General features: G+C 34.1%; 16 protein-coding genes, 1 tRNA gene and 1 pseudogene. 12 read left to right on the forward strand and 6 right to left on the reverse strand.

Annotated elements, in window-relative coordinates; genetic code table 11:
- Positions 1-25 precede the first annotated feature (25 nt).
- On the reverse strand, positions 26-904 hold the full coding sequence (locus ABWU33_RS01035; RefSeq protein WP_353273672.1) for an IS3 family transposase: 879 nt from the start codon (positions 902-904) through the stop codon (positions 26-28).
- On the reverse strand, positions 880-1,179 hold the full coding sequence (locus tag ABWU33_RS01040; RefSeq protein ID WP_353280344.1) for a transposase: 300 nt from the start codon (positions 1,177-1,179) through the stop codon (positions 880-882). Before ABWU33_RS01040 ends, ABWU33_RS01035 begins: the two co-directional genes overlap by 25 nt.
- A gap of 83 nt (positions 1,180-1,262) precedes the next feature.
- Between ABWU33_RS01040 and ABWU33_RS01045 the strand changes: the two are divergent.
- The 3 genes and pseudogenes from ABWU33_RS01045 to ABWU33_RS01055 all read left to right on the forward strand — a co-directional run.
- Positions 1,263-2,015, forward strand: a pseudogene (locus ABWU33_RS01045) (phage portal protein); the annotation flags it as partial.
- Between the two features lie 51 nt (positions 2,016-2,066).
- Complete coding sequence (locus ABWU33_RS01050; protein ID WP_211908623.1) at positions 2,067-3,059, forward strand: ankyrin repeat domain-containing protein; 993 nt, start codon at positions 2,067-2,069, stop codon at positions 3,057-3,059.
- Positions 3,060-3,188: 129 nt separating this feature from the next.
- Positions 3,189-3,638, forward strand: a complete 450-nt coding sequence (locus ABWU33_RS01055) for an ankyrin repeat domain-containing protein (RefSeq protein WP_211908622.1) — start codon at positions 3,189-3,191, stop codon at positions 3,636-3,638.
- 69 nt (positions 3,639-3,707) lie between these two features.
- Here the strand turns inward: ABWU33_RS01055 and ABWU33_RS01060 are convergent, their stop codons facing one another.
- Positions 3,708-6,206, reverse strand: a complete 2,499-nt coding sequence (locus ABWU33_RS01060; RefSeq protein ID WP_264337694.1) for an AsmA-like C-terminal region-containing protein — start codon at positions 6,204-6,206, stop codon at positions 3,708-3,710.
- Positions 6,207-6,589: 383 nt separating this feature from the next.
- On the reverse strand, positions 6,590-8,086 hold the full coding sequence (gene murJ, locus ABWU33_RS01065) for a murein biosynthesis integral membrane protein MurJ (RefSeq protein ID WP_211908620.1): 1,497 nt from the start codon (positions 8,084-8,086) through the stop codon (positions 6,590-6,592).
- Positions 8,087-8,217: 131 nt separating this feature from the next.
- Between murJ and ABWU33_RS01070 the strand changes: the two genes are divergently transcribed.
- From ABWU33_RS01070 to ABWU33_RS01110, 9 genes are all read left to right on the forward strand, one after another.
- Positions 8,218-8,293: transfer RNA gene (locus tag ABWU33_RS01070), tRNA-His, on the forward strand.
- A gap of 147 nt (positions 8,294-8,440) precedes the next feature.
- A complete protein-coding gene (locus ABWU33_RS01075; protein ID WP_211908619.1) occupies positions 8,441-8,971 on the forward strand; it encodes a hypothetical protein in 531 nt (176 codons plus the stop codon).
- An 89-nt stretch (positions 8,972-9,060) separates the two neighbouring features.
- Positions 9,061-11,109 carry a tRNA uridine-5-carboxymethylaminomethyl(34) synthesis enzyme MnmG gene (gene mnmG / locus ABWU33_RS01080; RefSeq protein WP_250120039.1) on the forward strand — a complete coding sequence of 683 codons (2,049 nt, stop codon included), beginning with the start codon at positions 9,061-9,063 and terminating at the stop codon, positions 11,107-11,109.
- 8 nt (positions 11,110-11,117) lie between these two features.
- Positions 11,118-12,914, forward strand: a complete 1,797-nt coding sequence (locus ABWU33_RS01085; RefSeq protein ID WP_211908617.1) for an aminopeptidase P family protein — start codon at positions 11,118-11,120, stop codon at positions 12,912-12,914.
- Between the two features lie 94 nt (positions 12,915-13,008).
- Positions 13,009-13,374 carry an arsenical pump-driving ATPase GET3 gene (locus tag ABWU33_RS01090; protein ID WP_250120040.1) on the forward strand — a complete coding sequence of 122 codons (366 nt, stop codon included), beginning with the start codon at positions 13,009-13,011 and terminating at the stop codon, positions 13,372-13,374.
- 162 nt (positions 13,375-13,536) lie between these two features.
- Complete coding sequence (locus ABWU33_RS01095) at positions 13,537-14,862, forward strand: ankyrin repeat domain-containing protein (RefSeq protein ID WP_353280860.1); 1,326 nt, start codon at positions 13,537-13,539, stop codon at positions 14,860-14,862.
- Positions 14,863-15,070: 208 nt separating this feature from the next.
- Positions 15,071-15,715: an alpha/beta hydrolase gene (locus ABWU33_RS01100; protein WP_353281075.1), complete on the forward strand. Its 645-nt coding sequence runs from the start codon at positions 15,071-15,073 to the stop codon at positions 15,713-15,715.
- Between the two features lie 5 nt (positions 15,716-15,720).
- Positions 15,721-16,500 (forward strand): SDR family oxidoreductase, encoded by a 780-nt coding sequence (locus ABWU33_RS01105; protein WP_007302062.1) that lies wholly within the window; start codon positions 15,721-15,723, stop codon positions 16,498-16,500.
- 90 nt (positions 16,501-16,590) lie between these two features.
- Positions 16,591-17,664 (forward strand): ankyrin repeat domain-containing protein, encoded by a 1,074-nt coding sequence (locus tag ABWU33_RS01110; protein ID WP_211908612.1) that lies wholly within the window; start codon positions 16,591-16,593, stop codon positions 17,662-17,664.
- Positions 17,665-17,895: 231 nt separating this feature from the next.
- Here ABWU33_RS01110 and ABWU33_RS01115 read toward each other — a convergent pair whose 3' ends face one another.
- Entirely contained in the window at positions 17,896-20,715 is a 2,820-nt protein-coding gene (locus tag ABWU33_RS01115) for a hypothetical protein (RefSeq protein WP_353280862.1), read from the reverse strand.
- A complete protein-coding gene (locus ABWU33_RS01120) occupies positions 20,696-23,050 on the reverse strand; it encodes a type VI secretion protein (protein ID WP_353280863.1) in 2,355 nt (784 codons plus the stop codon). The genes ABWU33_RS01115 and ABWU33_RS01120 overlap by 20 nt, the downstream gene beginning before the upstream one ends.
- Positions 23,051-23,078: the final 28 nt, after the last annotated feature.

The raw sequence follows: 23,078 nt of genomic DNA on the forward strand, positions 1-23,078 counted from the left end.
TAGACAGAAAGTTAAGACGTTTTTGCTATGAGAATGATGAATCAAAAAGCTCAGGAATGCAATAGTTAATAGTAGAATGTCTACGCTGTTTATTGTAAAAAATTTCTATATATTCAAATATTGCGGTTTTAGCTTGTTGTGCAGAGTGTTGTGAAGTATCAATGAGTAACTCTCTCTTAAGTGAACTAAAAAAGCTCTCTGAAACAGCATTATCATAACAACAACCTTTGTGACTCATACTAGAAGTAATATTTTTTGTACTTAGTAAAAATTGATAATTTTTAGAGGTGTATTGCGATCCTTGATCGCTATGAAATAGTAGATTTTTAGCAGATTTGCGCCTACCAATAGCCATGAATAACGCATCTATAACTAATTGCCTATTTACTGCATTACTCATTGACCAGCCAATCACCATGCGTGAATATAAATCTATTATTGCTGCCAAATATAACCATCCTTCATTAGTTTTTATGTACGTAATATCAGTTACCCATATCTTGTTAGGTTGATCAGCGATGAAATTCTGATTTAATATGTTAGGAGTTATAACTCTATTGTCTATTTGTGGTTTTTTACTTTTAAACTTTCGTCTAAGCTTAGCTTGAATGCCATTTTTCTGCATAACATTTTGCACTGTTTTGATGTTATAATTTTTACCTAAAGCCTTTAATTCAGCGTGAATTTTAGGAGCTCCGTATCTGCATTGTGATGCTCGATATACCTTCTGAATATCTTGTATGAGCTCTTCTCTTATTGATTTTTTGTTGTTTTTTTCCTTAGTAATCCATTTATAATAACCACAAGCAGATACGTTCAAAAATCTGCATAATTCCCGTATTTTATAGCAGTTTTCATGTTCTTTTATAAAAGAATATTTTACTCTTTTTGGTTTGCAAAATATCCCAGGGCTTTTTTTAAAATGTCTCTTTCCCTCGTTACTCTTGCCAGCTCTTTCTTTAAATAAAACTTTTCTTTGTCACAATGAGCTACTTTCCCTTTTCCTGGAAACGCATCTACTCCAGACATTCTATCATTGTATGTTTTTACCCATCTGCTTAATGAATCACCGCTAATACCCAAATCTCTTGCTATTTTTGCTGATGATTGACCTGTTTCTTTTACTAGTCTTATAGCTTCAATTTTGAATTCTGCTGTATATTCTTTTCTTTTTGTCATACCACACCTCTTTGAAAAAACGTTTTATTTTACTTCAAAAACGTCTTAACTTTCTGTCTACTTTTTCTGGGTAAGGTCATTCTGCCTATCGTTATACCGTAAATAACAACAGTTATGACTTTAAAGTTGATAAATTGACTGGGCGTTCAACAGTACTGCATCTTAAAACCTTTAACCCTTTGAATGATTGGTATGGACTATCACCAATTGAGGCAGCTGCATATAGTATAGATCAGCATAACCAAGCGGGAGCTTGGAATCAGGCAATGCTGCAAAATGGAGCAAGACCAAGTGGTGCAATAGTTGTAAAATCAGAAAAGGATGGAAGTGGTGGAAACTTAAGTCAAGAGCAGTACCAACGCTTAAAAGGACAGATAAATGATCATTACTCAGGTCCTGTCAATGCTGGAAGACCTATATTGCTTGAAGGGGGCCTAGAGTGGAAGGAAATGAGCTTATCACCGAGGGATATGGATTTTATTGAGTCAAAACATAGCTCAGCTCGTGATATTGCTCTAGCTTTTGGCGTTCCGCCGCAGTTGCTTGGCATACCAGGTGATAATACTTATAGCAATTTGATCGAAGCACATCTTTCCCTTTGGGAACAGACGATTTTACCAACACTAGAAAATATTATTTGTCACTTAAATTCTTGGCTAGTGCCCAAGTTTGGCAAAGATTTATGTTTGTCATATGATAAAGACGCGATAGAAATTCTAATGGAGAAAAGACAAAAGATGTGGAAATACGTGCAAAACGCAAGCTTCATGACGCTTAATGAAAAAAGAGAAGCTTTTGGCTTGCAACCGTTACCCGGTGGTGATAAATTGGGTTGATATTATTTTTTTGCATATTAAATTAACTACAATGAAATTGTGGGGTAAATTATGAATGAAAGGGAACAAAGAGAATTGGATGAACTATTAATGAATTCTTCTAAAGGAGAGAATATACAGCAGATTACGGAGTTGATAGAAGCTGGAGCAAATATTAATGCAGTAACAACTGTGCAAAAGGAGACTCCTTTACATATTGCAGTTAGGTATGGTCATAAGGAAGTAGAAGAATTGCTGCTTAATAAAGGGGCAAATGTTAATGCAATAGAAAGGCGAAAGTGGACTCCTTTACATACTGCAGTTAGGTATGGTCATAAGGAAGTAGCAGAATTGCTGCTTGATAGAGGAGCAAATGTTAATGCAGTAGATAATCTGGATATGACTCCTTTACATTTTGCACTTAAGTATGATCGGGAGGAATTAGTAAGGTTGCTGCTTGATAGAGGAGCAAATGTTAATGCAGTAGACAAGACAGGAAGGACCCCTTTATCTATTGTAGCTAGTGATGATTACAAAATAGGGTATTGCGATAAACCGATGGTAGTAAGAACTATAATTGCATATGCTGTGGTACATAGTGGTATCACAACGAAACCAGAGTGTATTGTCAAAAATATTGAATTGTCCAAATTTTGGGATGATTATCAGAATGAGATGATGAACGTCAGGCTTAGTAACAGCAATATATCGTTATATCAGTTTCTGCGAGAGACTGATGAGAATAAATTAGCAGGTTATTTGTCTGATAGAGAATATGATGAAATAAGGTGTTCTGACGCATTGGAATATATATCAGAATTTCCTGAACACGTTGATACAATAGTAAGCCAATTTGATAAGGCATCGGACAGAAGGGATTTATTAGATAAAAGTAAAGCAGCTATAGAGAATTCTAATTTGCGGGTGTTACATCAAGTTTTTGACGAAATAACTTATCACTTAACAGATAAAGAGTTAAAGAACATTATAGAGGCATTTCCAAGTCAGAATTTGGATAATCCAAGTGCTGAACAACTTCAAGCAGCTGCTCAAGCTCATAATTAGAGTAATGTACACAGGCCTATGCTCATTATAAAAGGAGAAACTTTTACCGTTACCCGGTGGTGATGCGTTGAATTGATATTTATATAGTGTAGATATTTATACTAAGCTGTAAGAAATTAGAGGTATTTTATGTATCAAGAACAAGAAAATTCAGTAGGTAATTCTCGATTTATTCTTCCTCATATAGAATTGTCATCGAGACGCAAAGCAAATATTAATGCAGCAGATCGTAATGGTGAAACTCCTTTACATTACGCTGCTAAAAGAAATCGCTTAGAGCAAGTGAAATTATTGCTTAAAAAAGGAGCAGTTATTGATATAAAAAATCGTTTCGGTTATACTCCTTTATACCATGCTGTTCGTGAAGGCCACACAAGTATGGTAAAATTATTGCTTGAAAAAGGAGCAGATATTAATATATCAAGTAATTCTTGTATTACTGTTTTACATTTATCTGTTCTCAAAGACTATAGGGAGATAACACGTTTATTGCTTGGAGAGACAGAGAGTCCAAGCACAAGCTGCAGCGACGCAAACATTGAGAAGGTACAAACAATCAATCAGTTTTATCATTGGTGAGAGTGGAACATCTTTTACTAAGGTCTAACTTAAAGACAGATGGTCCCTTAAATCCTACATCTAAATGAGTTAACTATTTTTCTTGCTAACTAAGGTGTTGTAAATTTGGTCTACATCAAAACTCATCTTAGGGCACCAAATAGGGCCATCTAAGTGTGCCTCGATATAAAGAGGACTATTATGATTTGGTAGTATGAAAAAGAGTCTGAATATAGAAGTTAAGGAGAAATTAGATAAGATTAAATTAGAAGAGATAGAACCTGATGCTTGATCGGTACTAAACTGTGAACTAGTTGAACATACACCACTGTTAATACTTACTTTTCCATTAATATTTTCAAAAAGCGTACTGCCATTATATATATCAACGTAAGCAAGCTTGGAAATTTCAGGTTTATTCTTACTACTTAACAACTTAGTGATGAATGAATTAAAATCCACATTTGTAAACTCTATTTTCTGTGCTTGAAAGTTTACATTTCCTGATAAGTTACTAGCCCAATCATCAAAGCTTGTTCCTTGAGTTTTGATTTCACCACTTAAGCTTATCTTGCCATTTATGTTATTAACTCCTATAACTTCCTTGGTGTCCAAATTTGCAATAGAAAATTTTGTGTGAATTGAGCCTGCTTTTAGATAACCCTGAAAAAACATTTGTCCATGTTCTAGTATGTAACTTATCTGTTTGATAGTGATAGTGTTGTTTCTTATCACTGTATCCAAGTTAAAATCTTTTAAGACGTTTTGCCCAATTTTAAATTCTGTAGTTTTGATTTGCACGTTTGCATCAAAATCTCCTTTCTCATCTAAAAAATTAAGCTGCTTTGTTGACCATTGAATTTGATTTATTTCATTTCTTGAGTTTCTTTTTACCTCTAATAGTTTTGGTAATTTAAAGATATTTCCATTAAATTTATTACCTGTAAGGTTTACGTCTAATAAAGGCTTAGTGTATTTTTGATCCACTAATATTTTTACACTACCGGTAATGTCGAAATCTTCTCCGAATAACTTTATTTTATCTGCAAATAGCTTGTTCTCTTGTATTTTTAATGAAAAATCCAAATCTTCAATTTTTGTACCATTGAATATAGAATCTTTAACACTAGTTCTTATATTTACATCATATTTAAGATTTTTCAGCCATTGCACTTTGCTGAATAATGAATAATCATATTTATCTATATTAATGTTATGCATGCTAAATTTGCTATCGATCATATTGTGTTTTTTTGTGTGATTTACCTTAATTGATCCTTGCCAAGATTCTTTGTTATTTAGCAATCTGATATCTGAAAGAGATAATATTCTAGGTGCTAAATATAGTTTAGAACTTGCTGTAAATTGACTTTTCTCTCTTTCTTGCATCTTGATAGAAGGTAAAATATGTGAAATGAACGACTCACCCTTTATCAATATATCACCATTAAATTCAGACAAGTTGCCATTGTTTGAAACTCTTCCTGATAAGCGAGATATATTATTGGTTCCAGGAAATTGAAGAAGAGTATCAACGTTTATTTCGCCATTAGCAAATTTTAGCGTAGCATGAAATTTGTCCAATATCCTGTTTTGATATTGAATATTTGAAGCTTCCATATTAAAATCCAAGCTCAGGTTCTTTGGCACAACCTCTCTAAAAGATTCTAAAAGACCCTTCATATCTGTTGTTTTGTGTGAGCCGTTTTTTAGGTCGACTTTACTAAAACTAATATTGATATTAGTATGATCACTTTTTCTATCATTTTGTATTATACCAGTGCCTTGCATGCTTTTGGACTCAATTTTTAAATCAGTTGCCGTAAATTCGCTTTCATTGAGATTGATATTGGATGATATCTCAATATTTTCGCTGGGAATCACATAAGAAAGGAAGCTAAGATTAATGATTTTTGCCAAGTCGCTCATAGAATCAGAATTATTATTAATCGTCAATACTAAATTGCCCTTGAGCTCTTCTTGATTTCTATTACCTTTAAATAGCAAATTTGCAAAATTTGAATCAACACTAATGTGTACATTATTTTTTGTGACATTAACCTTTCCAGAAAAATCGTAATTGTTGTCACCAATCTGTACTTCACCAAAAAACTTCTTATTTTTTTTTATAGCAACTTCCTTGATGTTAATAGTATCGGCGTTAAAACTTATTTGGCTGTCCTTTATTAATATATCAACTATATTATCATTGGCTTTCGTATTTATAATATTAAGTAAATTTTCTTTGTTGCTTTTCATGCCCAAAAATGAGATTGACTTTGGTTGCAATGAAAATGAAAACAACGATAATAGCGATGGCCTTATTTCAATTTTTTTTGCACTAATTAAATCTGATAATTTTTGTTCCTTGTTTTTGTTATATTGTACATATACATTGTAAATAGTAAGTTTTGGAGTAATGAGCGAAACTTCAATTTTTCCTCCAACATGTACTTTAGCATCATACGTCTTCTCTAACTCTTTTACGATATATTCTCTGTAGCCACTCCAATCCTTAAAAGTTGCAGCAACGTGCATGAGAATTAATAGCAACGAGATTGATAATATGGCGTATAAAGAAAGTTTCATAATAGACCTCTCATTCCAGCATCCCTTCTCTTCTTGTCATCCCAGTGCTTGACACTGGGATCCAGGAAATTTGATTAGACATTAAGTTAATTAGCAAAAAAGTAGCTATTCTTATGTTAAAACACAGCATTTTTACATGAGAAGCTGGTCTGATGAGCACTGGGTTCCCAGTGGAAATTGCTCTCAAACCACAACACTCATACAGTTGTGTGTGTGACACTGTGATCCAGTGTGACTTAAATAAGGTTTTCCAGATTATATAATCAACAAAATTTCTGGATCCCAGTGCTTGACACTGGGATGAAAGGAATAGGTTATGGGATGAAAGGAGTGGATATTGGAATAGTAGCTGAAATGACATATAGCAATACAAAGGGTGTAATTTATACATATTTCAAATTATTCAAATTTCCTCTAAAAATTAGGTAAAGAGTGCTAGAATAAATAATAACACTCAAAGCTATTAAAGTTACTAAATAAACAATACGAGCTAGCCCTCTATCGCAAAACAACCCTGCTGATAAGTAATTAGAGAGATAAAGAACTATTGACATAACCAATGTTGCAGTGAGAATTTTTACAATATTTAGTAATAATGCTTGGCTAATCTTATACATCTTATTTATTGTTAAATAATTAATCAATAAAATAGAATTTATCCAAGTGGAAATGGAAGTAGCAATAGCAATTCCTATATGTTGGTATTTGTTCATTAATATGAGATTTAGTATTACATTAATTCCAAGGCACGTTAATGAGAACATAGTTGGTATTTTTAGCTTTCCCCTAGCAAAGAATGTGGGTAGCAATACTTTATTTATAATAAATGCGGGTAAAGAAAGAGAAAATGCTACTAATGTAGGAACAGTTTGCTGCACTGCATAATAATCAAATCGGCCGTAAGAAAAAAGCGTAAGTAAAATTATGTCAGGAATAATGATAAAAGCAGCAGTTATTGGCATAATTAATATTAACCCTATATTAAGGGCCTTGTTCTGTATTTTGACTATATTCTCAGTATCATTTATTCGTTTTGAAATCAGAGGAAGAAGTACTGTACCAATTGCAGTGCCAATTACTCCTTGCGGTAGTTGATTTAGTCTATCGGCATAATATATATAAGAAACTGCATTTGGTATAAAACTTGCCATGATTGTGTCAATCCATACACTTATTTGTATTACACAATTGTTGATAATTGCAGGTATCACACGTTTAAAAAATAATTTTACTTCGTTACTTAATTCTAAACTAAAAGAAAAGAAAGCCTTTAATTTGTATGCACTAAATATTATTAAAAGTAGCTGCAAAATCCCTCCAATCAGGACGGCTATAGAAAGGTTATGAGCCGGTGTTTCAATGTAAGGTAAAAACAAACTGATGATTAAACAGAGGTTCAAAATGATTGGTGAAATAGCTGTTGAAGCAAAATGCTGTTTTACTTGCAACATTCCACCAATAAGTGATGCGATTGACACGAAGATTATGTAGGGCATCATAATTTTCGACAAAGTTACAGTAAAGGTAAATTTATTTTGGTCAAATCCAGGAGTGAAGATTTTGATCATGTAGGGGAAGAAGGTTTGTGTGATAAGGCAAAAAATTACTAGAATAATAAACGTAATGGATATTACACTACTTGCGAAATTAAATGCCTTTTTATTATCATATGACTCTGCAGAGTATAATGGTATGAATGAGGTAGTAAATGCCCCCTCTGCAAAAAACGATCGAAATAAATTAGCAAAGCGAAACGAGGAAAAGAATATATCTGCAAGAGAGGTTGCACCAATAACCGTAGCAATCAATACATCTCTTATTAGCCCTGAGATTCTTGAAATAGCTGTAAAAAAACTAAATGTGAAAATACTTTTAAACATATCACGGTGTCAATACGATTGAGTATAATGATAAAAGCATGAATGAAAATATTTAAAACCCTCTGCAAAAGGAGGTAGCTTAAATAATCAATTGACTATTTGTGCTCGTATGTTAAAAATTTTATATCTTGGCGGGCGTAGCTCAGTTGGTAGAGCGTCAGTTTGTGGTACTGAATGTCGCCAGTTCAATCCTGGTCGCTCGCCCCACTCAAAATTTCCACTTTACATAAATATAAACATTAGATATTTTTGCACGGCCGTTAGCATTCCTTGTTGCTCTAGTATTTAGATGGCGGAGGGAAAGTTTGCAATTTAGAGTAAAAATGATGCCTATTAATTAGTGAGAGGGATTGTATGTATATTTGTTTGTTAGCTTATAGTATAGTGTCAGCACTAGGAGTATTAGCTTGTTGGTTAAGTTTTGACACTTCATCACCTTTAGCCATGGGTGCAATTGCTGGTTCTATGGCTCTAGTATTGATTGCGGTTTTGCACGTAGGATGTTTGCTATATAGGTTTTGCAAAAGAGATCCTATTGAGGAAGATCATGGAAAAATAGCAATTTTTTTGGGTATGGCTATACCTATAAGTACTATGATTGGGGCAGTGCTTAATGCAAGTGTGATTGCTGTTCTTCCTAATCCAGTAGTAACAGTGATTATCTTAGTAAGTGCAATAACAGGGCTAATAGCAACAATTATGGGGGTTTATGTAGCCACATCTTTAGTGCATTGTGCAGATGAAGCAGCAATTACATTTGCAGCAAGTGCAACTTCGATTACAGATTCTAAATATGTTGGAATATCTCAGGAAGAAGAAGTGGATGAGTGTATTACCTCTCCTACAGTTGAAAGATTTTCTTCTGTAAAAGAGACGATAATTTGAGCTAAGTTAGTGTGTAACACTGGAATCTGTAAAATTTGACATCAATCACTGATAGTTGGAATATTATAGAGTAGGAATTACTCAAGAAGATGCATAAGTACGACGTAGTGGTAGTAGGTGGCGGTCATGCCGGGTGTGAAGCAGCTACAGCTGCAGCACGCCTTGGTGCAAGCACGCTACTTATAACTCACAAAATTTCAACTATAGGAGAAATGTCTTGTAATCCAGCAATTGGAGGAGTTGCAAAGGGTGTTGTAGTTAGGGAAGTGGATGCCCTTGATGGAATAATGGGAAGAGCTATCGACCGAGCAAGCATACACTCGGTCGTTTTAAATGGCAGCAGAGGCGCAGCGGTATGGGGCCCACGTGCACAGGCAGACCGAAAATTATACAAAAAAGCAATACAGGAAATTATTCTAAATTATCACAACTTGAAAGTAAAAGAAGAGTCAGTTGACGATTTTCTTATCGAAAGTGATAGCAATGGAGAATCTTATATAAAAGCTGTAATAACAGACTCAGGTGAACGTATACTGACAAGCAGAGTTGTTTTGACTACAGGGACTTTTTTACGTGGTGTGATTCATATAGGAGAGCAAACAACTCCTTCTGGAAGAATGGGAGATAAACCTGCAATAGAGCTTGCAAACACGCTAAAGAAGTATGATTTTAAACTGGGCAGATTACGTACCGGAACTCCACCGAGGCTTGATCGTGGCACTATAAACTGGTCGGTATTACAAGAACAAGTGGGTGACAATCCACCTACACCATTTTCTTATCTTACAGAGAAAATTAACCAGCCTCAGGTTTCATGTTTTATTACTCATACTAATGAACATACACACAGAGTAATTCGAGAGAATCTTCACAGATCAGCTTCTTCATATTTAGATAACGTTATTGCACCAAGATACTGCCCATCAATTGAAACTAAAGTTAAAAAATTTGCAGAAAAAAATAATCACCAAATATTTCTAGAACCAGAAGGGATTGATGATAACACTATATATCCAAATGGAATTTCAAATTCATTGCCCATCGAAGTGCAGTATGAAATGATAAAGAGTATAAAAGGGCTTGAAAATGCAGAAATATTAAGACCTGGATATGCAGTTGAATACGATTATATCGATCCACGAGAGCTATTTCATACTCTCGAAACTAAGAAAGTTAAAGGACTATATTTTGCTGGTCAAATTAATGGTACCACTGGATATGAAGAAGCAGCTGGGCAGGGAATTATTGCCGGAATCAATGCAGCACTCTCTTTATCTCAAAAAAGTTTTGTTCTTCATCGTACAGACTCATATATCGGTGTAATGATAGACGACTTGGTCACTAAGGGAATTGCTGAGCCTTACAGATTATTCACCTCGCGTGCAGAATATAGACTGGCAATCAGGTCAGATAATGCAGATAGAAGATTGACACAAAAAGGTTATGACATCTCTCTTGTGTCGCATGAGAGATACTCTGTTTTGCAGGGTAAACTTAAATCCATTAAGCAACTTGAGGAGAAATTAGAGAGCCTAACAATTACTCCTGAGCAGCTCAGGTCCTATGGCATTAAAATATCTTATGATGGAATAAGAAAAACAGCATTAGATTTGCTCGGTTATCCAAATATTGACTGGAATAAATTACGAGAAATATGGCCAGAGTTAAACATGGATTCCAGTGTCAGCTACTTGCATAACACCAAAGCACCTCTTCCTGTCATCCCAGTGCTTGACACTGGGATCCAGTACTTGAATGATGATAGAATGGATGCAGTTGACACTGAAAAAAATGTAGATTCCAGCGTCATGTGGTGGAATAACACTATAACTGATAGCATAGCCAAGAATGAAATATATGAAGCAGTTGCAATTGAAGCAAAATACAAGCCTTATTTAGTAAGACAAGAAGCCGATATGAAGTTTCTACAAGAGGAAGTTAATACTCAAATTCCAACTAATTTCAACTACTCACAGATTAAAGGCTTGTCAACTGAAGTGATAGAGAAGTTGCAATCAATAAAACCAGCAACAATTGGCATTGCAAAGCAAATACAGGGCATCACTCCAGCAGCAATAGTTAGCATATTAGTGTACCTTAGGAATAAGAAAACGAAAATAGCTGCTAATTCTGCGTAAGGTATTCCATGTCAAAAATCGAAGAATTTCGCTCTTTTATGCACGAAATAAATGTTGATGCATTTATGTTGCATACTAAAGACGAGTATTTAAATGAATATTCAAAAGAGTTAGCAGAGTTATGTGGCTTCACGGGAACAAATGGGCTACTTATCGTTACAAAGAGTAATAAGTGCCCATTTTTTACAGATGGACGCTATATCACACAAGCTCGCAGTCAGCTCGATCAGGGCAGTTTTCGAGTATATAATATACAAGAAGAGGATCCACACAAATGGGTAAAAGCAAACTTAACATTGACTACCTCACTGGGTTACTATCCGCAATATTTTACTATGAAGGACATAAGAAAATATGAAGGCATTTGTAAACTAGTACCATACTTAATTAAAAAAGATAGTAGTCATAAAGCACAAACAATAGTCTCACATGTATCTGGTGAGAGTAGTAAGGATAAATGTGAAAGAGTAGCTAAAAACATAGAGGCTGAAGCAGTTCTTCTGACTGATCCAAATTCAATTTCGTGGTTATTAAATTTAAGAAATGAAAGTGCGGAATATACTCCTTGTATATTGGGTCGTGCTATATTGTATAAAAATGCCAATGTTGATTTATTTATTCAAGATAAAAAACATTCAACTATAGAAGCAAATTTTGATAACCATATAAATGTTTTTGATATTAGTGAGCTAGAAAATTCACTACATAAGTTAAATTTGGTGGTGATAGATCCAAGCACGACTCCAATGAGCATTATGAATGCAATAGATTCCTTGTATAACCATTATTTAAATGAAAAATCAGCTTCGGTGTCATTCCAGTGCTTGACCAGAAATAAAAAAGCATGGATCCCAGTGTCAAGCACTGAGATGACAATAAGTAATGAAAGAGGTCTAATAGAAAATAAGCAGATAATTGAGAAGGAGGATCCTTGTTTGATTCACAAAGCAGTAAAAAATCAAACTGAAATAACTGGAGCTATAAGTGCGCACATCAAAGATGGAGTAGCAGTTACAAATTTTCTATATTGGCTTGAAAACAATATTGACAGTGAAATTACTGAGCTTGAAGCTGAAGAAAAAGTTTTAGAATACAGAAAAGAGCAGAATTTGTTTAAGCAATCGAGTTTTCCAACAATTTCAGCATTTAACGAGAATGGAGCAATCATTCATTACCGTGCAAGCAATAAGACAAATAAAGTCATTCAAGAAGATGGGCTGTATTTAATTGACTCTGGTGGTCAGTACCTTGATGGCACAACCGATGTTACAAGAACTATAGCAATTGGTAGTCCAACCAATGAGCAACGAGCTCACTACACAATAGTATTAAAAGCTCACATTGCGATAGCAAGTGCGGTCTTTCCTTCTGGCACCACTGGTGGGGAATTGGACATATTAGCGCGTATACATTTATGGAAATTTGGAATGGATTACATGCACGGTACAGGACATGGAGTAGGAAGTTACCTTTCGGTACACGAAGGACCGCAGGCAATATCAAGAGGAAATAAAGTGGAACTCATTCCAGGCATGATACTTTCTAACGAGCCTGGTTATTATATTCCAGGAAAGTATGGAATAAGAATTGAGAATCTGATGTATATTGAAAGGCGAGAAAACGTCTTTTTAAGCTTTAAACAATTGACCTCTGTTCCTTATGATAAAAAGCTAATAGATATACAAATGCTTACTGAAGATGAAGTTAAATGGATAAATAGCTATCACCAATTTGTTTATAAAAATATAGAAAATGGCATAAAAGATAAGGAATGGTTAAAGAGAGTATGTGAACCTTTAAAATAGTTAATTTGTCATTTAATCAAGTATTAATATAGTTGTTCTTGTATTGTTTTTAATTAAAAACAATATATAATATTAGTTTCAAATAGGTGTAATTATGACAGATAAAGTGCAAGATGATGAATTTATGAAGCAGTACATGGATACTTGCAAAGAGCAAATAGAAAAATTGGCAAGCGACCCTAATTTGCTTCAACAGACCTTAAAGCCATTCATGCAAATGTCTCAGCAACTTATGGCTGGTGGTATGCTAGAAGGAAATATGCCTAGCATGATACCTGATATGGGTGGTATGGATATCAACAAGATGATTGCTCAGATGAAGGAGATGTATGATTACATAAAGAGTAATCACAAAGAGCTCATGGGAAAAGATCCTTCACAAATTCAAGAGCTTGATGATTCCAGCAGAAGATTGAGAGGCTTGGTCAAGAAATTGATAGAGAAAGTTGAAGCTAAGTAGTTTTTATTACAAGTAGTATTCAAAGAGCTATGGCAGTAGTGAGGTTGCTCTCATTCCAATTTTAAATAAAAGGCATAAGTATTAAAAGAAAAAGTCTACAAAATGCTTTCATTCCTTAATAGGGGTTAAGATGGTTTCGAAGTTTATTCAGGGGGCTAGTAAATGGTGTATAATTTTAACAATAAAGCAATACTTGATGCTTTGTTAGAATATTATGGTATAAATAGAGAAATTGAAGAAAGTGACAAATCTAATACTGTAAAAAATTTATTGAATTGTTTCACAAAAGAGAATCTTAATTATTTCACACATGTAGCTCCTTGGCTAAAAAATCTTGTACCAAAATTAGAAGGTGATACTCAAGAATTGAGACAACCTTCTACGTTACAAGCATTATCAATTGCACGAATAGTTAGAAGTCGTACTGAGCTACTTTCTAAATTATTTTCATCTGCCAAAAATGGTGATTTAGAGGCAGTGAAATACCTGGTAGAAAGAGCAGAAGTGGATGTTAATGCACAAGATATGTTTGAATTCACTTCTCTAATGTTTGCTGCTGAAAGTGGTCATTTGGATGTAGTAAAGTATCTAGTAAAAGAAGCAAAAGTAGATGTTAATGCAGGAAATGAATTTGGAAACACTCCTCTAATATTTGCTGCTGAAGATGGTCATTTGGATGTAGTAAAGTATCTAGTAAAAGAAGCGAAAGCAAATGTTAATGCAAAAAATGAATTTGGGGAAACTGCTCTAATGTTTGCTGCTAAAAATGGTCATTTGGATGTAGTAAAGTATCTAGTAAAAGAAGCGAAAGCAAATGTTAATGCAAGAAATGACTGTGAAGATACTCCTCTAATATTTGCTGCTGAAAAGGGTCATTTAGGTATAGTAAAGTGCCTGGTAGAGGCAAAAGCAGATGTTAATGCAAGAAGTAATGGTAGACGCTTTGAAGAAACAACTGCTCTAATATCAGCTATATATAAGGTTCATTTGGATGTAGTAAAGTATCTAGTAAAAGAAGGAAATACAGATGTTAATACGCAAGATAGAAAAGGAAACACTCCTCTAATGCTAGCTGCTCAGAGAAGTGATTTAGGTATAGTAAAGTGCCTGGTAGAAGCAAAAGCAGATGCTAACACAAAAAACTACTATGGAGCAACTGCTCTAACACGTACTACTCAAGATGTAAGAAAGTACTTGAAAAATCATGTACGAAAAATTAATGAAATAGAACTTCGGAAGGAGCGTGTCTGCATTAGCGTTTGTGGTGCAGTAGGTTTTATTACAGGTTTTGCGGTAGCATATAATACACAAGCAGCTATTGCAACGTGTGCAACATCAGCTGTTACTGGTTTATTATTGGGTGCAGTAGTTGGTTATTTAGCTATAAAAGTAAAAAGAGAAAAACGTGAAGATCCAGATATAGCAGTAGTTACTGCACTTAAAAATATCCTTACTATTCAATGGAGTACCTGGCCGACAGTATGCTAAGGACGAGAAGCTCGGATTTAAATAACAATAAAAAAGTATTTGAAAAGATATAGCTCTTTTGAGATACTGCTTTGTTTTTAAATAGGATTTTTATCTTTAAAATAGTATTTTACCTTTTTGGGTGATGTGGAAATTCTTGAATTTTATAGAATTTTGTTTAATATTAATGCATGAGTCAGTTTTACAAAAAAACATAAACACAAAAGAGATGATTAAACTACAAAGCCAAGAAATTTGCCCAAATGAAAATAAGAAAAATTTGATTATTTTTTTTCATGGTTGGGGCTCAAGTGGCGATAATTTCATGCATCTTGCTAAAGTTATGAGCAAGTTTTTGCCTGATTCATATTTAGTAGTTCCCAATGCTCCATTTGAAAGAGAAATAGGTGATGGTTATCAGTGGTTTAGTTTAGAGGATCGTAGTGAGGAAGCACTATATAATGGGGTGAAAAATGCTGCATCAATTGTAAATCATTTTATTGGTACAAAATTAAAGGAGCTTAATTTAAAAGATACTCAGCTTTCTTTAGTTGGATTTTCTCAAGGGGCAATGCTTGCAATGCATGTAGCTCTTACCCGGCTTCAGTCTTGTGCATCGGTTGTTGCATATTCTGGTAGGTTTCTTTCACCTTCAAAAATTGCACCGGAGATCAAATCAAAACCCAGCATATGTGTTATTCATGGTGACGCTGATGATGTGGTACCTTTTTCTTCCCTTGATTTAGCGGTTAAAGCTCTGAAAGAAAATGGAGTAAACGCTCAAGGATACCCAATTCATGGATTAGGCCATATTATTAATGAAGAAGGAATAAGGTTAGGGGTTGAGTTTATCAAGAAGAATTTTGGAAATTAATTTCCATGCACTTGTTTTGCTTTGGTTACGGATATGTAGCTAAATTTCTATCGAAAAAATTGCTAAACTTAGGCTGGAAAGTTAACGGTACATCAAGAAATAAAGATATACAACTTTTTGATTATGAAAAGGTTGATCAAGATCTGCTTAAAAGCGTAACGCATGTTTTAGTTTCTATTCCTCCAGACGGCGATGATGTTATGGAGAGATACGGTCATTGTCTGGAGAATATTAAATGGCTTGGTTATCTGTCTGCAACTAATGTTTATGGTGACCACTGTGGTAATTGGGTGAATGAGGAATCTGAAACAAAGCCTATAGAAATTAGAGGAGAAAAGCGCCTTGAGTCTGAAAAGAAGTGGCTAAGTAGCAAATTGCCTGTACATATTTTTCGTTTGGCTGGGATATATGGTCCTGGTAGAAATGCGCTAATTGACCTGCAGCTTGGCAAAGCAAGAAATGTGAAAAAAATTTTTTCTCGTGTTCATGTTGAAGATATATCGAATATTTTATTTTCTTCCATGCAAAATATAAAGCCTTATGAGATATACAATTGTGCAGATGATTTACCTGCTACGCAATCTGAAGTGGTCACGTATGCAGCCGAGCTTCTCAATATTAGCCCTCCAGAGCCAGTTGAGATTTCTTCCGTACCAAATTACGCACGGGGTTTTTATTTAGGGTCAAAAAAAGTAAGCAATACTAAAATTAAAAAAGATCTTGGTGTCTCTCTAGTTTATCCTGATTACAAGGTGGGTTTAAAGAGTTTGTATATATTAGAATAGAGAAAATAGATTGCCAGATGCAAAAATTTTTCTTGAATGTTCCTTGTTTTGATGTAGTACCACTAGGCATACTATTATATAGAGGTAAATATGTTCAGCACTCAATCGCTTCCGGTTGAAAATATTCTATTACATCAAGCCGCTTATAACGGTAACATAAATGAAGTTAGGTTATTACTTAATGTAAAAACTGATATCAATATCAAGGATAAAAAAGGATTTACAGCCTTGCATTTTGCTGTTTATTCAGGACATTTAGACGTAGTAAAGTTACTAATCAGTAAAGAAGCTAATATTCATGCAAGAACTACTAAAGGCAGTACAGTTTTACACTTTGCTGTTGTAGCTAAAAGCAAAGCTATAGTAGAGGAGTTAATTAAAGCGGGAGCTGATCCCAATATAAAAGACTGTACTGATGGTAAGACACCTTTACATATTGCTGCTCAAAATGGACTTGTAGAAGTTGTAAAGGTGTTACTTAATACTCAAGAAATTAAGATTGATGCTAAAGACAATGAATTTGGTATAACAGCTCTGTACTTAGCCTCTCAGAACGGACATACTGAAATAGTTGAACTATTAATTAGCACAAAAAATGCTGATGTTAACATAGTAGATAAAAAAAATAATGTCACACCCTTGTATCTAGCTGCTCAGAATGGGCATGCAGCAGTAGTTAAGTTGCTTCTTGATAATGGTGCTAAAGTCAATGGCTGTGATACCAGTATGAATCCTTTGTGTGTAGCTATTAATAATGGCCATGACGAGGTAGCTCAATTATTACTTAGTGTAGGAGGGGTGAATGTCAATATTGGCAATCAGCTTGGCAATACACCTCTACATATAGCAGCTATGAAAGGTAATGAAAAAATGGCAAGATTACTGCTAGAAAAAGGTGCTGATCCTAATATTAAAAACCTTTCAGGAGATACTTCCTTACAAGCTGCTGAATACGTAAGAAACATTAGCTGGCATGATAATCCTCCAAATGTACAAGGAGGATTCTTCGTGTTAGTTGGCTCGAATGGAATATATTCATTTCAGCAATTTTATGAGCAAAAAAAAATTATGGAGCTTTTGGTACAACATATAAAGGACAGCAGACCTAGCTCATCAGTAGATGAAATTGACGTATCTGTTCAGCAGAGTAGCAAAATAAGATAGATGGGAAAACTAGTTTGTGACATTGGCGTCCAGTTAAATTTACATGGATTCCAGTGTCACGCACTGGAATGACATCTTCAATGTTCTGTACAGCTGTGCATTATGCACTGGGATGACATTATGAGAACTGAGATACAAAAAAAGAAACACTGGTTTCACATGCATCTGAACAGATACTCTCAGTGATGTAAATTCAACTTTACCCCATTTGCAACCATCAGGGTTCTTTGACTATAGACCTAACAATTCTTTTCTAATTTCTTCTTTAATTGTATCAATAATCTTTTTATCAAGTTTATTTATTAAGGAATCATCAATACCTGTGATGTCATCTGGATTTTGTATCATTTTTTCAATAGCATCATCTATTTTTTTTACTCTTTCTTTATTAATTTCATCAAATATAGGTTTAATTTTCACATAACCAGGAGCGCCCTTGCTATAACTTTTGCTGTTTTCGTTGATACAACCACCAGCACCATATGTTTTATTCACGTAGTTTTTACTACATTTTGTTACATCTTTATACCCAATCTCACCATTTTCTATATATGCTATTTTATTATCTTTACTAGAGTTTAGCTTGTCCCCTTTCTTAATTTCTTCTTTTAATTTTAAACTTTGTTCATGAATTATTGTATCTTTGTAATTCTTTCCCCCATAGGTTCTGTATGTACCTCCACCTGCAACAGTAATTAAATCTTTACAAATTGTTTCTGAAAGGTCTCTGCACATTTTTACTAAAGTAGGTCCCCCATCCTTGTTAGATTTATCATTTTCTTGTCCACCACCTCCTTCTGTTACTTTTACTTTAATATATGGATAACTAGGGTTGACTCTCAGTTTAGCTTTAATGTAATCACCTGGCATTCCTGGTCTATTTTCTGTAGACTGAGCTTTATCAGCTATATGACCAGCTTCACCACCTCCCCATGCTTCTATTTCAACGTAATCATACATTGACAGATCATCTGTATAGCCATCTCCAAGCTCATAAAGTTTTTGATCCCTGTCTTCAATAATCTGCTTCTTATGTTTCAATTGTGCTATTATTATTTCACGCAATCTCTTTTTTAAACCATCTAAATCGAATCTGCATAATTTATCAGCAAAAAAGACTTCTGTTCTATTTGCTTTAATTGGATGATCTAACTTCTTTACAACTCCATTTTCATCCTGTGAAACTCTTAAGTAAAAAGGCTTGTTGTCCTTGTTCACATGCTGTGTTGAGCGACTACACACTCCATCAAAGCAGAGGCAACCATCATCACCGTGATTACAGTTTTTTTCTTCATACTTTCCATCTGTTAACTCATATACTATTTTGCATTTGTCACAATTTTGTTTTGTATCTACCTCTTTATCCTCTTTTGCCATGCAATTATCTCTAGGCTTATTTTCTTCAGGAATAGAAATATATCCTTTCTTATTGAATATTATTTCATCTAGTGCATCTTGTGGCTTTGCTAAAACATCAACTAATTCAATAATTTCCCCTTTTTTGCAAGGAAAATAATAAGATTGATTTGATTCTTTCGAGTAAACAGTATTGTGTTTAGCATAGCTTGCTCTCATTGACTTCAGTGATATTAGCTCACTTCCTTTTTCAAGAACGAATTCCTCCGGTTCTGGCTGCCAACCAGAAAGGCATAGCATTTTGCTTTTAGGATTTTCTTTATATTTTACTTCTATTTTAGGATATCCTAAATTATCCAGTTTGCACTTATTTCCCTGAAACTCTTTACATTCTGCTTCGATATCGGGAACATACCCATATTTTTCTAGAACTTCAAATTGCGAATTATTTTTTAATATACCTTCTATTATGTTATCGATATCGCTTTTTATGTTACCGGTACCAGTTGTTTTTTCTACTATTGCCGGCTTTACTACTTTTAAGAATAGAGGGCCGACTTCTATAGAGCGACTGGTGTCAGCATTAACATTAAAAGTACAGACTCCATTATTGTGAGTTCCACGTGCCCTCTCAGTACAAACTCTCTCATCCATCTTCATTTTTACCTCTAGCGTATTTTCATTTACTACCTTTATTTCCTCAGGCTTTGGAGCAGTTGGTGATGGAAAACAACGGGCAGGAAATTGTAATTTTCTTTTTGATTCTTCTTTTTCAGTGCCATAATATTCAGCGCAGAGCTGATCTTTCTTTCTATAGGTTTTGAAATAATGGATAGTATCTTTATCTGGAATAGTATATGCCCAACTTGGAATATTCTTGTGATTTGAAACAGCAGATGGAACATATATCTCCCTTCTTTCTTTCAGCTTACCAATAATGACTCCAACTCTTGGATGGAAATAATCATTTTCTTCATTTGTTATAGGAACAATTTTAACTTGTGGTGGTGACATCGCAAGTTGTTCACAAAATGCAGGTGGGCCAGGTGCAAGTTGCACAGGGGCACACTTTACTTTTGTTTGATAGCATGTATCACAAGCTTTTTCCATCTCTCCAGGACGAAAAATATTTTCCCCAGAAAATACTCTAGAGTCCCATGAAGAAATTCCTGACATACAAGCCCCCTTTTGACTACAAGCGCATATTTTAGGGGCATTAGCAAATTTTACTTTTTCTTCATCAGTAACACCATCTGCCCATTCCCATCCAAGACCTTGGGCAATTTCTCCTCCAGCTTTTGTTTTATCTCCTTCCCAATCGATAAAAGCTGCTGCAGAAACTCCAGCTCCTGTACTCTGCGTTCCATATATCTGGCGGCAGAATGTTCCACTGGATAATATATAACAGTTGTCGTTCCCTTCGTAATCGCAGACCTTAATCTTTGGATCGAAGTAACCTTCTGGTCCCTGATTATTTACTGCTGTAACTTTAATAAATTGCAATAATTTTTCGTCAAAATCTAAATCGCTCCACTTGCCTTTAAAAAAATTCGCAATACCTTTTCCTGCTTTACTTCCTGTAGCTTCAATTTCAGTATTACTTTTTACAAATGTTGGACAATCAGCATATCCTTGATAAGAAAGACAAAATATCAAGGAGAATATCAATAAAAAATTAAGCTTTACATTTTTCATAGAACGCCGGTAACCACTTACTCACTTTTTCGCCTTTTTCCTTTATTGCTTCATACATATACTTTATAGTCTCTTTATTAGCTGAAAGTACATGTATTTCTTTCATATTCTTCAAATCTAGATTTAAAGTTACTAAACCTTTGTATTGCTTTATCAAAAATAAACCTTCCTGTGTTGGTGTTTGCAAAATGACATTCAGTTCCTCTTTCGACAGAGAAAATGCTTTCATGTATAACCTGTTTGCATTTATGTTCGGCATCAGGATTCTCGTATCGACATGCTTATCTAAATATTGAGTAAACTTGCTAGCAAATGCTAGGTTTAAGTTTTCAGTACTTAGAATTACTACAACATTTAACTTTGTCATTCTTTGCATCCAGTCGTCAAACTCTCCCTCTGTAGGAAAAATATTACTTATCTCCCATGCTTCATCCAAAACAAGTATTGCAGGTGAGCCATCACATTTTGCTTCGAAAGAGTATAAGAAATAGTAAAGTATCACGGACATACATTCTTTTTGCTTAGTGAGATTTGCAGTATTGAGGGATATAGTTTTTGTTCCCCAGTCAATGTCTGACTCATCACCATCTTGGAATAAGTAAGCAAATTCACCATCACCACACCATTTACTTATTTTACCCCCAAGAAGTAAAAGCACTTCAGAAATTTGAGAAATAGATCGCGATTCTCTTGGTATAGCAAATATAGAATCTACAATTTTTTTTGTCTTTTCTTCTACGTCTACCAAACTTGCATCTGCAACCATCCTTTTGATCAATTCAACAAGCATATTGCGATTAGAAGCACTATTTTCAATGTTCAGTGGGTTGAATTTTAGACTTTTATCTTTATATTTTGGATCAATTATGTAATATTGACCGCTTACTGCTTTAGTAAATATTATTGATTTTCCAGTATTATCCAATATAACAATCCTAGGGTTAAATTTTCTTGATTCCGAAAGTAAGAAATTGATCAGTGAGGTTCTACCTGAATTTGGAGCTCCAAGTATTGTGGTATGACCATTATTTTTCTTTCCATGAAAGTTAAAAAAGTAAGGACTGCCTTTTTTTGAAAAAAAAACTGTTACTGCTTCTTTCCATCTTCCTCCTTTTAACGTACCTGATGTAAAATCATGCAACATAGCAAAGCTGCAAGCATATTTTTCTAATATATTTTTTGGTTGTGTAACAAAAGCAAAGTTTCCAGGAAGCTGTGCCCAAAAATGATTTTCCATGTGCAGATCAGTTCTAAACATCATCAACCCGATTAACGACATTACAGAGGATAAATCGCTGATATTTTTAGCTAACCTATTCTTATCATCTGCAAAGATTGTAACAATAATTTTCTGTTGACAAAAATCCATAGCAGAAATTTTTTCAAGCTCTATTATTTCATTTATTCCTGAGTTTTGAAGTAAGGTATTGTCCTCACTGATTTGCAGTATATTAATTTGTTTTTTAAATTCTTTTACTGCTTTATTATTACTAGTAAATATTATTATTTCTGTGATGATAAGCTCAGAGTCAAGTTGCAAACACCTATCTATATTTTCTAAGGGGATTTCTCGATATTCCTTTATGCAAAAAATAGAACCAAACTTCTGTTGACCTTCAAACGATGTTTGAAATTTATTGAAACCAAAAGCTACTTTTAAATTTTTAACATGCTGCGATAGATCCCTTTCACATATTGGATAATCTTTGTGCGTTAATGTAATAATGTAATGGAGAAATTCCATCATTTGAGAATATATTTTGCCTTCACTAGACCTAAGGCCCAGTTTTTTAGCTCCAAAAGGTTCTAAATCTTTTTGAATCAGGTCAGTTATTTTTTGTAATTCTTGATGATTTTTTTGTAAAAATAACTTGTGCCTATTCTTTATCCCGCCAAAAAAAAATGCATTATTAATATGTTTGCCAAAATCACTAAGTAACACCACAATGTACAATTCATTTATATACTGTAGTTTACTATCAACTAGTTTATTAAACCACGTTGAGTGTAGCTGATCGGAAAAGTCTGCAGTTTTATTCCACTGTAAGCTCAGTTTATTGCGCTTACGGACAGTGTGAATCCAAACGGTAAAATATAAACTCTTGATATTTTTTGATATACTTTTTCTAATTTCAGTTCTAAGATCACCATAGTTATCAACTGAAGAATAGTCTTCTAATTTGATTATTTTTAATAATTCCCCCTGTTTTGTTAGTATAGTTTCTTCATCGTATTGGCAAGCATAAGGGATAAAATCTAAATTAATACTTTCTAGTAACGCTAAATTGTTCTTTTTTTCAGAATTAGAGCTAGTGGCTGGTACTTTTGGTTGCATATAATATCATGCGTATTCAATAAAAAGA

Origin of the sequence: Wolbachia endosymbiont (group B) of Cyclophora punctaria, from assembly GCF_964028235.1 — a bacterium.
Taxonomy (GTDB): Bacteria; Pseudomonadota; Alphaproteobacteria; order Rickettsiales; family Anaplasmataceae; genus Wolbachia.